Source organism: Kitasatospora sp. NPDC018619, assembly GCF_044391605.1.
GTDB lineage: Bacteria > Actinomycetota > Actinomycetes > Streptomycetales > Streptomycetaceae > Kitasatospora.
In genome coordinates this window covers 1-13,987 of the sequence record NZ_JBISAI010000038.1, presented here as the reverse complement: position 1 = coordinate 13,987, position 13,987 = coordinate 1, and the positions used below count along the sequence as shown (strand labels likewise).

Sequence of the window (13,987 nt, the reverse complement as noted above, 5' to 3'; positions counted from 1 at the left end):
CTCCGGGCGGGGGGGGGGGGGGGGGGCCCCCCCCGCGGGTGGGGGGCGGGGCCCCCCCCCCCCGCCCCCCCCCGGGCGGCCCGGGGGGGGGGGGCCCCCCCCCCGCCGCCCCCCCCCCCCGCACGGCACGGCTCCCGGGGCGCCACCGGGACCGCGCGCGGGTGGCCGGGGCCCGTACCCGCGCGTCGCGGTCCCGCCACCGTGGAGGGCTCCGGCCTGCGGCGCGGCTCGACCCGCGATGCGGACGCCCGCGACTGCGGCCAGGATGAACCCGGCAGCAGTCGGTGTCCGGGCCCGGTGGGCACGGACACCGGCCGGCACGAGGGAGCGACGCATCCCATGCACACGGTTCTGGGCGCCAGCGGGCCGATCGGCGAGGAACTCACCCGGGAGCTGTACCGCGGCTTCACCCACGACATCCGGCTGGTCAGCCGCAACCCCGAGAAGATCCACGACACGGACCAGCTCGTCAGGGCCGACCTGACGGACCCGAAGGCCACCAGCCGGGCCGTGGACGGCAGCCAGGTCGCCTACCTCACCGTGGGCCTGCCCATGGACTCCGGCCTGTGGGAGCGGCAGTTCCCCGTCATGATGCGCAACGTCATCGACGCCTGCGCCGCACACGGCACCAAGCTGGTGTTCTTCGACAACACGTACATGTACCCCGGCACGACCGCCCCGCAGACCGAGTCGACCGCCTTCGCGCCCAACGGCCGCAAGGGGCGGGTGCGCGCGCGGATCGCGACGGCGCTGCTGGACGCGATGAGCGCGGGGACGGTGGAGGCCGTCATCTGCCGGGCACCGGAGTTCTACGGCCCGGGAAAGACCAAGAGCCTGACCAACTCGCTCGTCTTCGACCGGATCAAGGCGGGCAAGAGGCCGTTCGTCCCCGTCAGCGCGAAGACCCGCCGCTCCCTCATCTGGACGCCGGACGCCGGCCGCGCCATGGCCCTGATCGGCAACACCCCGGACGCCTACGGCCAGACCTGGCACCTGCCCGTCGACCGGCGCCTCCTCACCTACGCCGACATCGTCCGGGTCGCGGAAGGGGTCACCGGCCGCCGGATCCGCTACACCGTCCTCCCCCTGGCCGCTTTCACCGTCGGCGGCCGCTTCGTCGGGCCGCTCGGGGAGGTCCGGGAGCTCCTGCCGCGCTACCGCGGCGACAACGTCTTCGACACCTCGAAGTTCACGGCCCGCTTCCCCGACTTCCCCGTCACCTCCTACCAGGAGGGCATCACCGAGATCCTCGCCTGAGCCGCGCTGCCCGCCCGCCCGTCTTCCCACCGGCCCCGACAACCGCACCCCGACAACCGCACCCCGACCGCCGGCGAGGACATCCCGCAGCCCGGCCGGTTCCCGGGCACCGTCACCCCGCGCACGGGAGCGGGCCCCGCACCTGCCGGAGCCGTCCCTCCGGGCACGAGGCGGGGAGTCAGGTTCGACACGTGCGTCTTCACCGCGGCCGGGCCGAGGTGCAGGGAGGCGGCGGTCCCGCTGTTGGGCAGCCCGGCCCGCGATCAGCCGCAGCACCTCCCGCTCCCGGTCGGTGAACGCGGCGGCCGGGGCGGGCCGGCCGCCCGAGGCGCCGTTCCAGGCGGGGCGGCCCGTTCCACCAGGCGGCGCGGCACCGTCGGGCTGTAGGGGCTGCCCCCGGCCGCCGCGCGGCGCACGGCGTCGAGGACGGCGGGCGGCTCGACGTCCTTGCCGAGGAAGCCGCAGGCACCGGCGTGCGGGGCCGCCGACGGGGGTGGCGGCGTCGCCGGGAGAGGGCCGGGCCGGTGTCGCCCGCCAGGGACGCCGGCCAGGCCTCGACGGTCATTCGTAGGTGTACTCGACCTCGTTGCTCTTCTCGTCGTCCGCGAAGGCGACGACCTTCACGGTTCCCGAGCCATCGGGAAGCTTGATGTCGAGGTCCGTGTAGTTCCCGTAGTCCTCCTGGTCCCATTCCTCGTACCCGATCTCGGTGTCCCCCCAGAGCACCCGGGTGGCGGCGCCCAGGTCCCCTCTGAGCGTGACGTACCCGGCACCGTCCGATCCGTGGGGGCCGGTGATGCTGTCGATGTGCGGGGCCATCGGTCCAACCTTTCGACGTCGGCTTTCGTGGAGTCCGGTGACGACCCGATGACGCGGGAGAGCCCCCGGCCCCCCAACTCTTCGGGAACGGACCGGCAGCCGCAACGAGACAGGCGCAGCACCCGCGCCCCGCGGGGAAGCCTTCACCCGCACGGTTCATCTCGGGGCCCGTCCGACGCGCACGCCAGGAGGGACGACAGCACCGGCAGTGCCGGCGGCAGCAGCGACGGCCGGAAGGCGAGGGCGGCCGAACCCGACGGCGGGGCCGGCACCGAGCCGGACAGAAACCAGGCGGCGGCAGACCGGCGGCGGGACGGCGACGGCGCAGCAACACCGAGGCCGGGAGAGGAGCCGGGCCCCCAGCGACGGCGCCCCGCAGCACGACGGCGGCCGGCGGACGCGGAGCCGGCCCTGGGGTGACGCCCGGAATCGACATCGTGGCCTTCGACCCGACAGGTGGCCGCTTGCACGGGTGTGCCCGGGCAGGTGCGGTGCCGCCGCCGGTACGTCACCCGGACGGGCTAGTCTCCGGCGGCCCGCCGAAGCCCCGCCGAGGCCCCGCCGAGGCCACGGGCCCGGCCCCTTCCGCCGACTTCCGGCCGAAGGCCCGGCGGCCCGGGTGCGGGCGGAGCGGACGCGCGCCATGTTGGTGACGGGACGGGAGCACGGTGCGCCGCGCGAGCCCAGGCAGGCTCGGCCTTGTCCGGGTGCACCCCCGACCGCGTGTCTCCGGAGGGAGCCGGCCATGGAATCCGGGCAGTGCGATGTCCTGGTGGTCGGGAACGGCATCATCGGCCTTTCCGTCGCCTTCGAACTCTCCCAGCGCTCGCGTGACCTGCGGATCGCGGTGATCGGTCCCCCCGCCCGTGACGGGGCGGCGTCCGCGGCGGCGGGGGCCATGCTGAACTGCTTCGCGGAGGTGACGGGTTCGACGCTCGCCCACCCGGCGTCCGCCGCGAAGTTCGCGGTGGGCCGGGCGGCTCTGGACGCGTGGCCGGCCTGGCTGGACAAGGTCCACGACGCCGCCGGCGGGACGAAGCCCCGGCTGCGGGACGGCACGTTCGTCGTCCTCGGGGCGAAGGCCGCGGACCAGAGCATCGCCAGTTTCCACGCCATCAGGGCCGCGCTGGCCGCGCACGAGGAGCCGTTCGAGGAGGTGGCCCCCGCGGACATCGAGGGGCTCAGCCCCGAGGTGAACGCGCGGCCGGTGCGCGCCCTGCGCCTGCGGGAGGGGTCGATCGACGCGCGCGAGGTCCTGGCCCTGCTGGAGAGCGCGGTGGAGTCGCACGGCGTCGGCATCGTCCCCGCGACCGTGGAGGAACTCGTCATCACGGGCGGTCGCGTGGCGGGCGTGCGCCTGTCCGGCGGCGCGAGGCTCTCGGCCCCCACCGTGGTGGTGGCGGCCGGCAGCCTGACCCAGCGCTTCATCGAGCAGCTGCCGCTCGGCTCGGTGCCGCCGATGCTGCACGGCACAGGCCTGGCGGTGCAGACGCTGCGCTCCGCCACCGCGCCACAGGGGTTCGACCAGGTGGTGCGCACCCCGAACCAGGCCGGAGCGTGCGGACTCCACCTGGTGCCGATGCCCGAGCGGGGCCGCGAGTACATCGGCGCGACGAACATCCTCTCCTTCCGCCCGCCGCAGGGGCCCGGCGTCGGCGTGTCGTTCAACCTGCTGCGCAACGCCTGCGAGCAGCTCGACCACCGGATCGGCACCTCGCACGTCAGCCGGTGGCTGGTCGGTCGGCGGCCGGTGGCCCTGGACGGGCTGCCGCTCATGGGCCGGGTCTCGACGTGCGAGGGGCTGGTCTTCGCCACCGGCATCTACCGGGACGGCTTCCACAGCTCGCCGGTGATCGCCCGCCACATCGCCGACGTCGTGCTCGGCACCGCGGTGAGCGACCCCGACTTCGAGCACTTCGCGGCGGAGCGGGCGCCGATCGAACGGACGACCGTGGCCGGCTCGATCGACGACTTCGTCGACCACGAGACCGACACCGCCGTCATGCTCGGCGTGCAGCTCCCCTACTGCGTCGACCACGAAGCGCTGCCGCGCCTTTACCGGCGGACCGCCGAGGACCTCGTCGAGCGCCTGGGCGAGGACATCGCCCTGCTCCCCGAGGTCCTCAACGCGCTGAGGAACGAGCCGGACGACGGCTTCGCCCTGTTCCTCCCCTACCTGCGGGCGGCCCGGGCGTGGCACGGAGGCACGAGGGCGGGCAACGGCCGCGCCCCCGCGGCCGCCGACGGGCCGGTCCGGCCCGCGCAGAACGCCCACGCCGGCCCGTCCGCGCCCGCCCGGTGAGCCCGGAGGGAGGCCACGGCATGGAGACAGCCCTGTTCCAGGAGGGTTTCGAACGGTACGACCTCGCCCGGCACTTCGGGGGCCTCCCGGCCGTGGGCGGCGACTACGAGGCCCTCGTGCGGGAGTGCGCGGGCCTCCCGGCCGATCCGTACGCGCCGGACTCCGGCCGCTACCGGCGCTACGCCCGCGGCATCCTGTTCCCGTGGTCGGGGCAGCTCACCTGGGTCCCGCCCGCGACCGACGAGGACGGCCGGCCGGTGCACCACTTCACCCAGGGCGACAACAACCCGGAGTTCGCCGACCTGCGGGCCTTCCCCGCGGTCGCCGCCGACGTGCTGGACCTCGGGCTCCTGCGCCGGATCGTCGACTTCGACTTCCGCCGGACCAGGTGGGACGCCAGGGACTCCGCCTGGCCCCTGCACGTCGGACTGCACCTCATCAAGCAGTCGGTCGACCACCCCGGGGACGAGGCCGTCAGCTCCCCGAACGCACTCCACCAGGACGGCAACGCCTTCGTGTTCTGCCATCTCGTGTACCGGGAGAACGCGGAGGGCGGGAACAACGTCATCTCCGAGCCGCAGCTGCGGGGCCGGCGCCCGGAGGCCCTCCCCGAGGGTTCGCGCCTGGGCGACTTCACGCTCACCCGCCCGCTGGAGGCCTACGGCATCGTCGACAGCATGGTCACCCACTACGTGGCGCCCCTCAGGAAGGGCGCCGGGGAGGCGGCCGGCGAGCGGGCCGTCCTGATCGTCGGCTTCACCCCGATGGGGCGCCGGCTGCGGCCGCCGGACGGCGGCACGGGCGGCGCCCACGGCGGACGCGGCGCGAAGGGTGGGCCAGGATCACCGCGACTCACGGGGAGCCGGCCGTCATGACCGACCTGTTCGAGCAGTTGCGGCCGCTGCCCGAGGCGGCCGCCCGCTACCGGGAGCAGGGGTGGTGGCGTGAGGAGACCTTCCTGGACGACCTGAGCGACGCCGCCGCGCGGACACCCGACCGGCGCGTGATCGTCAGCCGGCGGGCCGACCGGGAACAAGCGATCACCCTGACCTTCGCCGAACTGGCCGAGCGGGTGGAGTCGTTCGCGGGCGGCCTGCACGCGCTGGGGGTACGGCCCGGCGAGGTGGTGGCCTTCCAGTTGCCCGACTGGTGGGAGACGGCCGCGCTCACGCTCGCCTGCTGGCGGGCCGGCGCCGTGACCATGCCGATCTCGCTTCGTTTCGGCTGGCGTGAGATCGGCCGGATGCTCGCCTCCACCCGGGCGGTGGTCCTGGTCACCGCCGACCGCGTCCCGGGCCGGGAGCACACCGACGCCCTCGCCCGGCTGGCCGGGGGCCTGCCGACCCTGCGCCACCGCGTGGTCGTCGGGGACGCGGCCGCCACCGGCGCGCTCGACTTCGACGCCTCGCTGCGCAACGCCCCGCCGACCGCGCCCCGGGACGCCGCCCTGGGGCCCGACGAGGCCGCGACGGTGCTGTTCTCCTCCGGCACCACCGGCAGTGCCACCGCCGTGGTGCACAGCCTGAACACTCTGCACGCCGCGGCCCGACGCCCGCTGGTCGTCCCACCGCCGGCGCCGGGCCGGCCGTTCCCCGTGCTCACTCCGCTCAGCCACGGCGCCGGCCTGCGCAACGGTGTCCTGCGCCCGCTCGTCCACCGGGCCTGCGCGCTCTACTGCGACGAGTGGGACGACGGCCGCTGGCTCGACCTGTTCAGCACCTACCGGACCGGGGCCCTGATCGCGCCTCCGGCCATGCTGGAGTCCCTCGCCCTCGAACAGCGACGCCGCCCGCGGGACCTGCCCGACTGGGAGGCGGTGGCCGCGATGGCCGCGACGCCCTCGCGCGACCTGGTCGCGCTCCTGCGCGAGACGCTGAGCAGAGGCGTCGTCAACTGCCTGGGATCCACCGAGGCCGGCGCCATGACCGCCACCGGGCCCGCCGACCCGCCCGAACGCGCCAGCCGCAGCGTCGGCAGCCCTCTGCCCGGTATCGAACTGCGCATGGAGCCGGCCCCGGGCCACGACCAGCCCTCACCGGTCGACCTGCGCGGCCCCTCCACCTGCCTGGGCACCTTCGACCGCGACACCGGCCGCCTGCTGTGGCGCGCCGCCGACACCGACGGCTGGTACGCCACCGGGGACCTACTGCGCCCGGACGGCGAGGGCGGCCTCGTGTACGCGGGCCGGGCCGCCGACCGGATCTCGGGCAGCACCCAGCTGATGATCCCCGTCCTGGACGTCGAGGCGGAGCTGCGCGAGCACCCCGCCATCACCGACGTCGTCCTCGTCGGCTACCCCGCCGAACACGGCGACCTGCCCTGCGCCGTCATCGTCCCCGCCGACGGGCCCTCCCCCTCCCTGGACGACCTGCACACCTGGCTGGCCGGACGCGGCATGACCGACTGGTACTGGCCCACCCGCATCGAGACCGTCCACCGCTTCCCGCGCAACGAACTCGGCAAGGTCCGCAAGAACGTCCTACGGGCCTGGCTGACCGGCGAGCAGGACCTGCCCGGCACACCCGGTCCCACCGGCACCGGTACACCGCCCGGCAAGACCACCGGGCCGGCGGCAGCGCCGTGACCCGCCGGCCTTCGACCCGGGCACCGGCCAGTAGGTGCCTGGTCCCGACGTCGTGAAGCTCGAAGGCATCGGCCTGCACCGGCGTCGGGCGGCCCCGGGACCGTGCTGCGCCTGTTCCGGCCCACCGCTCGCGGGTCCGCCGGAAGTCCCCGCCGGTTGCTCTCGAACCGGAGGCAGTAAGGGATTGCAGTGATATCAGCATAGTAATCCCTTCACCCATTTGGCGGGCACATCGTTCGAATAGCGAGGGCTAGGCTTCATTGCCGGATCCCAGGAAATTTCCCCAAGAAATTTCCCGAGGCGACCACCTGCGCGAACAGGTGGCCAGTCATATTTTTCGGGCCACCTGGAGAATCGAACACGAGAGGGGATGATCACCGTGACGAACCACTGGAACGGGATGCCGGCCACCCAGCTGGACACGGTCTGGATCAAGAGCAGCGCGAGCGCACCGAACGGCCAGTGCGTGGAGGTCGCACCGACGGCGGAGGGGGACGTGGCGGTCCGGAACTCGCGCCACAAGGAAGGCCCCGCACTGCTGTTCACCCAGGCCGAATGGGCCGCGCACCTGGCGGGTGCCAAGGCCGGTGAATTCGACCACCTGATCACCGGCTAGCATTACACCGAGAATATCGACAGCGGACACGCGGTCCCCGATTTATGAGACCATGAGACCGTTTACCATCCGGTCTCTCTCACACTGGGGCCCGTGTGTCCGTTTTCGACGCTTCCGAGGCATTCAAGAAGGGTGTCCCGAAAGGCCGCCCGGCCGCCGATCTGGAGAAGAACCCCACCGCGGCGGCCGTGGTCCTCAGGGCCGCGCTCCGCACGCTGCGCCTGAGCAGCAAACTGAAACAGACTGCCGTCGCCGCCGGAACCAACATGTCGCCCTCGAAGCTGTGCAAAATCGAACGCGGAACCGCCCTACCGCAGCCCCGTGACGCGGAGATCCTCGCCGACTTCTACGACCTTCCCCCCGCGCACCGGGCGTGGCTGGTCATGCTCGCCAAGCAGGCCAACCACCCGCAGGCGTGGCAGCAGGCGGGCCTCGTCGCTCCCCCCTTCATGGAGCAGCTGGTCGGCCTCGAGCCGGCGGCCGTCAGGCTGTGGACGTTCGAGGCCGACCTCATCTCCGGCCTCCTGCAGACCGAGGCGTACATGAGGGCCGTCATGGCCAGCTGCCAGCCGCCCCTCGACGCAGACGAGATCGAGCAGCGGGTGAAGCTGCGCCTCTACCGGCAGACCACGGTCTTCGCCGATCCCCCGGAGTGCATCTTCGTCCTCGACGAGAGTATGCTGCACCGCCGCATCGGCAGCCGGGAGACCATGGTCGAGCAGGTCGACCACCTGATCGACGTCTCGGCGGATCCGAGGATCCGGATCCGCATCCTCCCGCTCGACGGCAAGCAGGTTCTGTGGGGCGGCTGCTCCATGACCCTGCTCGACTTCGGCAAGGAGGCCACCGGCCTCCCCTCGGTGATCTACCTGGAGGTCGGCGACACCGGCAAGTACTTCGTCAAGGACGTCGAGCCGGAGGAGAAGGGCGCGCCGTCGTTCGACCGCCACAACACCACCCTGACGATGCTCCTGAAGGAGACCGCCAGCCGGGACGACAGCCTGGAGATGCTGAAGGAGGCCCGGCAGCGCTTCGCCCGCTGACGGGCCCACCTCCCCGTCAGACAACGCGGGCGACCCCGCCGAACTCGATCCATTCGTGGGTGCGCTGAGCCTGACGCCGGCGAAGGTCGGAATCCGGCCGCCAGCGGGTGACGTCCACGAGGTACGGGTCGAGGACGGTCAGTCCGTCGAAGTAGCGGCGCACGTCGCGCTTCTCGCGCACGCGCCCCCAGTTCCCGCCCGTCCCACGGGCCATCAGCTCGGTGACCTCCCGCCGGACCCGCTCGTCATCGCTGACCAGCTGGCAGATCACCAGGTAGCTTCCGCGCGCGAGGTGCTCCCGCATACGCTCGATCATGGCGGCCGGCTCCTCGGCGTCCTTCAGGCAGTGGATGACGGACACCCACAGGGCGGCCACAGGCCGGCTGAAGTCGATGAACCCGCCTTTGGACGCCTCCTCCACGATCCGCGAGGTGTCGGTCATGCTCGCCTCGATGAACCTGGTGCCGTTGTTCACGTCCAGCGACGTACGGCCGTGCGCGATCACGATCGGGTCGATGTCTATGTAGGCGACGCGGGCGTCCTGGTGGACCTCCTGGGCCACCTGGTGCACGTTGGGCCTCGTCGGCAGGCCCGAACCGTGATCGAGGAACTGGGTGACCCCACATTCCCTCGCGAGGAACCGGACGACTCTCTCCAGGAACCACCGGTTGTTCAATGCCAGTTCGCGGCTGCTGGGAGCGATCTCCAGGAGGTCTTCGCAGGCCTTCCGGTCCGCTTCGAAATTCATCTCGCCGCCGAGCAGGAAGTCGTACATGCGCGCTGCGCTCGGAACAGAGGTGTCAATGGCACGCTCTCGCCAACCCTCGGTGCCCACGGTGCCCCTTCCGTGGCCGGATCAACCCGGGGTTCTCCCCGGGAAGTAGGGGTCTCATCGTAGGCATGCGCAGACGGTTTCACCACGACGACGACCAGGCGGCCGAAGCGCCGGTAGCGCGCCGTGGCGAACGGGAGCGGATCTACGCAGGTCGCGCGCCACCTTGCGTCGCCAGGCTCCGCTCAACCGGTGTGCAGAACATCGACAATGAGTGTCATGCGCGCGCAAGGATTCGAAGTGCAGCACGCAGTTCCACTTCCGCGACCCCTTCACTGACCCCCATCAGCCGGGCGGCCGTCGACGGATCGAACCCCAGCCTGTACCGCAGGAGGACCACGTCGGCGCGGGAGGCCGGCAGAACGGTGTGCAGCCAGTCCGCCGACGGCCGCCCCGGTGCGCCGCACCGTGCAACGGCGTCCCTCAGCAGAGCCCAGCAGACGGCGGACGGTTCGGGGCACCCCATCACCGCGTCCCAGTCGGCCTCGACGCAGCCGAACGTCCACGCCACGGCCTCCGCCGCAGCCGCCACGTCGTCCAGCCGCGCCCGCGCGTACCTCCCGTACGGCAACCGGTACAGCTCGACGAACCCCTCGAAGCCGCTGCGCGCCCGAGAACTGCCGTACCCGGCCCCCGGTCGCGGAACAGCGCCCGGGGTTCGGCCTGGTAAGTGCGAGCGCATGCGCCCTCCTGTCGTTCCTCGACTCCCACACCGCAGCGACGGACGGGGCGGCCCTCCCCGGGGGAAGAGGCCGCCCTGCCGACGTCGGATCGTCCGCACTCGCCGACCCCGGAGCACCACCTCCCTGGTGACGCGGAGCAAGCACAGGAGCAGCGCCGTCCGCGAAGCGGCGATCGGCCCGGCGCCCGGCGCCACCCACGCGATGCGCGGAACCGCGAGCAGGCCGCTCAAACATCCGACGATGGCGATTACCTCGTATGAGGGCATGGCCCACCGCACGGAAAATCACTGCTAGCTTGGGAGGGATCGGTGTACGGCAGAATGCGCTGCCGCACCCCACGGAGTCGGGCAAGCATGTCTTCGTCTCTTTGCACTCGCTCGGTTCCGTGCACGAACCCCGGGCGCGGTGGGGCGACCGCGCCCGGGGCCGTTCCGGTGGACCGGCATGAACATCAACCTACCGGCACTTTCAGCCCGTACGGCATTTGAGGCCGAACCCCGCAATTTCCGCGCGCCAGGGCACAACAGCTCGAACGCAAGTCCGCCGGCTCCGTGCCCGCGGCGCCCGCGCTGGGCGGGTCGGCCTGCCGTGGTGGACGCTGCCCGCTGTGCCCCCGCACTGATCGCCGCAGGGGCGGCACGGCGCCCGAGCACAGGAAAGGTCCCGGGGGAACCGCAGAAGTTCGCGGACGGCGAGCTGCCTGTCTGACGTCCCGGCGGCCGGCCCGTGCCGTCAGCCGCCCACGGTAGCCGGTGCCCATCCGGAACGACGGCCAGGCGCCCGGCACCCCGGCCCGGTCCCGCCCTGCGGCGGGGCCGGGCGCCTGCGGCCAGGGGCGACCCGGCGGGACCGGCAAGGCGGCCGGTGAACCCTGCCCGGCCGGGCAGGCGCGGCGCGTCGTCCACAGCGTCGGCCGCGTCGCGCAGATGGTGGCAGGCCATCGGAAGACGAGTGCCGCGCAGGCCGTCGGCGGCGCGAAGGGCGCCCTCGGCCCCGGTCGGCAGGCCACCCCCGGCGTACCGCCGGGCCCTCGCGCCGGCGGTCACGCGCTGCTTCGGGGTGCCGCCCGTTGCCTCCGGTTGCCTTCCGGCCGGGGGCGATACCCGACAGGGCCCGCTGCGCCGAGGCTCGGGAGCCGGAACGAGTGATCAACCGGTTACCCGGCACCTTCTCAGGCGGGCGGGGCCGCCTCCCGGCCGACGTGGCTTCGGCCGGGCCTCCCGGGCCCCCGAGCGCCGGGACCGGTCAACGGGCGCGCGTGGACCGGGGACCGGTCCGCGGACACCTGTCCCGTGGTCGCGGCAGGTGCCCGACCGACGGGCGGGCACCTGCGCGTGTCAGCCGGGCGGCATGTCGACGCTGGTGGCTCAGCAGGCCGAGCAGCCGGTCCGGAGGGCGCCTTTCCGGCACGTCCGGGAGCTGACGGCGCGCGACATGCGGGGAAGTACTTGACCACATGTCAGGAATGAGTGTGGAATCTAGCACTAGTGCCCGATTTATGAGCCTTTTACACCCATGGGGCTTTTCCGGGCACTCGTTCGCACTGTTCCCGAAAGGTGGGTCTGCATGGACTGGTTGAGAGGGCGGCCCCCGGCCGCCTGGGCCACATCCCGGAGTACGGGATCGCCACCGTCGCTGATATCCGGGCCCCTGGCGCGCCGGGGAATGTCCCTGGCGCTGGTCCTCGCGCTGGTGCTGACCATGCTCAGCCTGGCCGCCGTGTCATGGGCGGCGACGGTCTTCCAGGTCGACGGCCGGTGGGTTCCGAACACGCCCACCACACTCGCCTCCGGTGACGTGGTCACCGCCGAGTGGCGGGTGAACGTCAACGACGACGCCCAGGCACCGGCGAACGAGTTGGTGGACAACGTCACGCTGAACGTCACCCTGACCAACGGGCTGTTCGACGCGCTGCCGGGCCTGTGCCTGACGACCGGGGTCTCCCCGGCGTCCTCGCTCTCGACCGACAAGAAGACCCTGACCTGCAACCTCGGCACGCATGCCCAGGGCACCGCCGCGGTCCTGCAGACCCCCGTGGTGGCCGACGGCCCGACCGGCAGCCAGGTCGGCGCCGAGGCGACCATCAACGGCCAGAAGGCCGCCCTCCCCGCGCTGAACATCGCCAACGTCTTCGGCATGGACATGCGCTGGGCGGTCGGATCGGCCAACTCCAGCCAGGGCGCCGGCTACTTCGAGGTCGACTACGAGTGGACGCTGAGCAAGGCGCGCCGCAGCGACCCGGGCCCGCAGACGATCAGCTACGACCTGACGATCGCCTCGCAGCAGGGCGGCCGGGTCCAGCTCGCGCCGCAGGGCTGCACGCCGTTCTCGATCGCCGCACCGGCCAACGGTCACCCCTGGTCGGGGGGCAACCACCCGGCGAACCAGACAGCCCCCTCGGTGGGCAACTGCCAGATCACGCAGACGGGGCCGAACACCTTCCGGCTGACGATCTCGGGGATCGACTACGACCCGGCCTCCCCGCCGACCCTCGACTCCGCCGGTGACAAGCTGCCGACCGATCAGGTGGCGCTGGCCTCCGGTTCCGTCTGGGTTCGCGTGCTCACCACGGTCGACGGCTCCGCCGAGCTGAAGGCGAGTGCCCCCACCTACACCTCCACCACCGGGCTGACGGTGCAGGACGACCCGTCGAACAACACCGAGTCCAAGTCCTGGACCACCCCGGGTACCTACTCCTCCGGCTGGGGGCGGAGCTACACCGGAAGCGGCGGCACCACCTGGGACGACACCTACCGGGTGGCGGCGGGCAGGAACATCGCGCAGTACATGGACACGGCCATGCAGAGGCACACCGAGCGCCCTGACGACCGCCTCGTCGGGCTGTGCTCGGCCCTCGACACCAAGTACGTCACCTTCAACGGGTTCAAGTGGACCAACCCCGCCGGCGGCGTCAACGGCGCCGTGGTCGAGTACTACACCGGCAACGACGCCCATCTGGACCCGGCCAACGCCGGCTACGACCCGAACGGGTTCGACTGCGGCACGAGCGGGGGCTGGACCACGGCGGTGCCCGCCGACCAGACGCAGGTGAAGGCCGTCCGGGTCACGGCGACCCAGGGCCAGATGGAGGCGGTCGGCGCCACCAACATCAACCAGAACGTCTTCCAGACGATCAAGCCGAACGTGCCGGCCGGCACGGACGTGTGGAGCTTCTTCTCCGGCATCCAGGACGCTCCGCTGAACAACTGGTGGAACGGGACGGGGTGCATCCTGGACACCCCGGGTCTGCGCTACCCGTGCACGACCGGCTTCCGGGACCTGGTCCGCATCACCTCGGCCTCCCCCGCCATCGAGAAGTCGGTGGACCGCGCCGTCGTCACGCCGGGTGCCCCCGCCACCTACACGCTGACGTACTCGGCGAACGGCTCCGGTGCGATCCCGGCGACGGTGGACGGCTTCAGGATCGTCGACACCCTCCCCGCCGGCGTGACCTACGTCCCGGGCTCCGCTTCTCCGGAACCGGCGGTCACGACGGACGGGTCGGGCCGCCAGGTGCTGACCTGGACGCTCGACAAGGTGGCCACCAACGCCGACCACGCACTGACCTACCAGGCGGTGCCCTCCGGCTCGGTGACCGCGGGCCAGGCGCTGACCAACGAGGCCACGGCCTCGTACGGCGGGATCACCACGATCCCGGCCAAGGCACAGGTGACGGTCGCGACCAACGGGTACACCACGATCGGCAAGAGTGCCGACAGTCCGTTCATCCCGAACCTCAAGGGTGACGGCAGGGGTTCGGGTTCGTGGACGGTGACGCTGCGTTCCTACGACCCGGCTCCGCAGGCGTTCACGGACACGATCGACATCCTGCCGTACCGGGGTGACGGCCG

10 protein-coding genes are annotated in these 13,987 nt (G+C 72.4%); 7 read left to right on the top strand and 3 right to left on the bottom strand.

Annotated features, from left to right (window positions below; translation table 11 throughout):
- The first annotated feature begins 339 nt into the window (after nt 1-339).
- The gene (locus ACH5AR_RS33460) at nt 340-1,257 is read left to right on the top strand and encodes an NAD-dependent epimerase/dehydratase family protein (RefSeq protein WP_396305296.1); all 918 of its coding nucleotides are present in this window, start codon (nt 340-342) and stop codon (nt 1,255-1,257) included.
- 561 nt (nt 1,258-1,818) lie between these two features.
- On the opposite strand, the gene ACH5AR_RS33455 is transcribed toward ACH5AR_RS33460, so the two are convergent.
- Nucleotides 1,819-2,076 (bottom strand): hypothetical protein, encoded by a 258-nt coding sequence (locus ACH5AR_RS33455; protein ID WP_396305295.1) that lies wholly within the window; start codon nt 2,074-2,076, stop codon nt 1,819-1,821.
- Nucleotides 2,077-2,821: 745 nt separating this feature from the next.
- On the opposite strand from ACH5AR_RS33455, the gene ACH5AR_RS33450 reads away from it, so the two are divergent.
- From ACH5AR_RS33450 to ACH5AR_RS33430, 5 genes are all read left to right on the top strand, one after another.
- Complete coding sequence (locus ACH5AR_RS33450; protein ID WP_396305294.1) at nt 2,822-4,378, top strand: NAD(P)/FAD-dependent oxidoreductase; 1,557 nt, start codon at nt 2,822-2,824, stop codon at nt 4,376-4,378.
- A 20-nt stretch (nt 4,379-4,398) separates the two neighbouring features.
- Complete coding sequence (locus ACH5AR_RS33445; protein WP_396305293.1) at nt 4,399-5,253, top strand: 2OG-Fe dioxygenase family protein; 855 nt, start codon at nt 4,399-4,401, stop codon at nt 5,251-5,253.
- Complete coding sequence (locus ACH5AR_RS33440; protein WP_396305292.1) at nt 5,250-6,962, top strand: AMP-binding protein; 1,713 nt, start codon at nt 5,250-5,252, stop codon at nt 6,960-6,962. The genes ACH5AR_RS33445 and ACH5AR_RS33440 overlap by 4 nt, the downstream gene beginning before the upstream one ends.
- Before the next feature lie 370 nt (nt 6,963-7,332).
- Nucleotides 7,333-7,578, top strand: coding sequence for a DUF397 domain-containing protein (locus tag ACH5AR_RS33435; protein ID WP_396305291.1), 246 nt, complete (start codon nt 7,333-7,335; stop codon nt 7,576-7,578).
- A 95-nt stretch (nt 7,579-7,673) separates the two neighbouring features.
- Nucleotides 7,674-8,621 carry a helix-turn-helix domain-containing protein gene (locus tag ACH5AR_RS33430; protein ID WP_396305290.1) on the top strand — a complete coding sequence of 316 codons (948 nt, stop codon included), beginning with the start codon at nt 7,674-7,676 and terminating at the stop codon, nt 8,619-8,621.
- Between the two features lie 16 nt (nt 8,622-8,637).
- Here the strand turns inward: ACH5AR_RS33430 and ACH5AR_RS33425 are convergent, their stop codons facing one another.
- Both ACH5AR_RS33425 and ACH5AR_RS33420 read right to left on the bottom strand, forming a co-directional pair.
- Nucleotides 8,638-9,456: an SAM-dependent methyltransferase gene (locus tag ACH5AR_RS33425; protein WP_396305289.1), complete on the bottom strand. Its 819-nt coding sequence runs from the start codon at nt 9,454-9,456 to the stop codon at nt 8,638-8,640.
- Nucleotides 9,457-9,670: 214 nt separating this feature from the next.
- The gene (locus tag ACH5AR_RS33420) at nt 9,671-10,135 is read right to left on the bottom strand and encodes a hypothetical protein (protein WP_396305288.1); all 465 of its coding nucleotides are present in this window, start codon (nt 10,133-10,135) and stop codon (nt 9,671-9,673) included.
- Between the two features lie 1,666 nt (nt 10,136-11,801).
- Here ACH5AR_RS33420 and ACH5AR_RS33415 point away from each other — a divergent pair.
- On the top strand, nt 11,802-13,987 hold a 2,186-nt coding region (locus tag ACH5AR_RS33415), incomplete at its 3' end, for a hypothetical protein (RefSeq protein WP_396305287.1).

Bases quoted from the DNA above. Each gene is read 5' to 3' on its own strand.
- ACH5AR_RS33460 (WP_396305296.1), top strand. From the start codon at position 340: ATGCACACGGTTCTGGGCGCCAGCGGGCCGATCGGCGAGGAACTCACC.
- ACH5AR_RS33450 (WP_396305294.1), top strand. From the start codon at position 2,822: ATGGAATCCGGGCAGTGCGATGTCCTGGTGGTCGGGAACGGCATCATC.
- ACH5AR_RS33435 (WP_396305291.1), top strand. From the start codon at position 7,333: ATGATCACCGTGACGAACCACTGGAACGGGATGCCGGCCACCCAGCTG.
- ACH5AR_RS33420 (WP_396305288.1), bottom strand. From the start codon at position 10,135: ATGCGCTCGCACTTACCAGGCCGAACCCCGGGCGCTGTTCCGCGACCG.
- ACH5AR_RS33445 (WP_396305293.1), top strand. From the start codon at position 4,399: ATGGAGACAGCCCTGTTCCAGGAGGGTTTCGAACGGTACGACCTCGCC.
- ACH5AR_RS33455 (WP_396305295.1), bottom strand. From the start codon at position 2,076: ATGGCCCCGCACATCGACAGCATCACCGGCCCCCACGGATCGGACGGT.
- ACH5AR_RS33440 (WP_396305292.1), top strand. From the start codon at position 5,250: ATGACCGACCTGTTCGAGCAGTTGCGGCCGCTGCCCGAGGCGGCCGCC.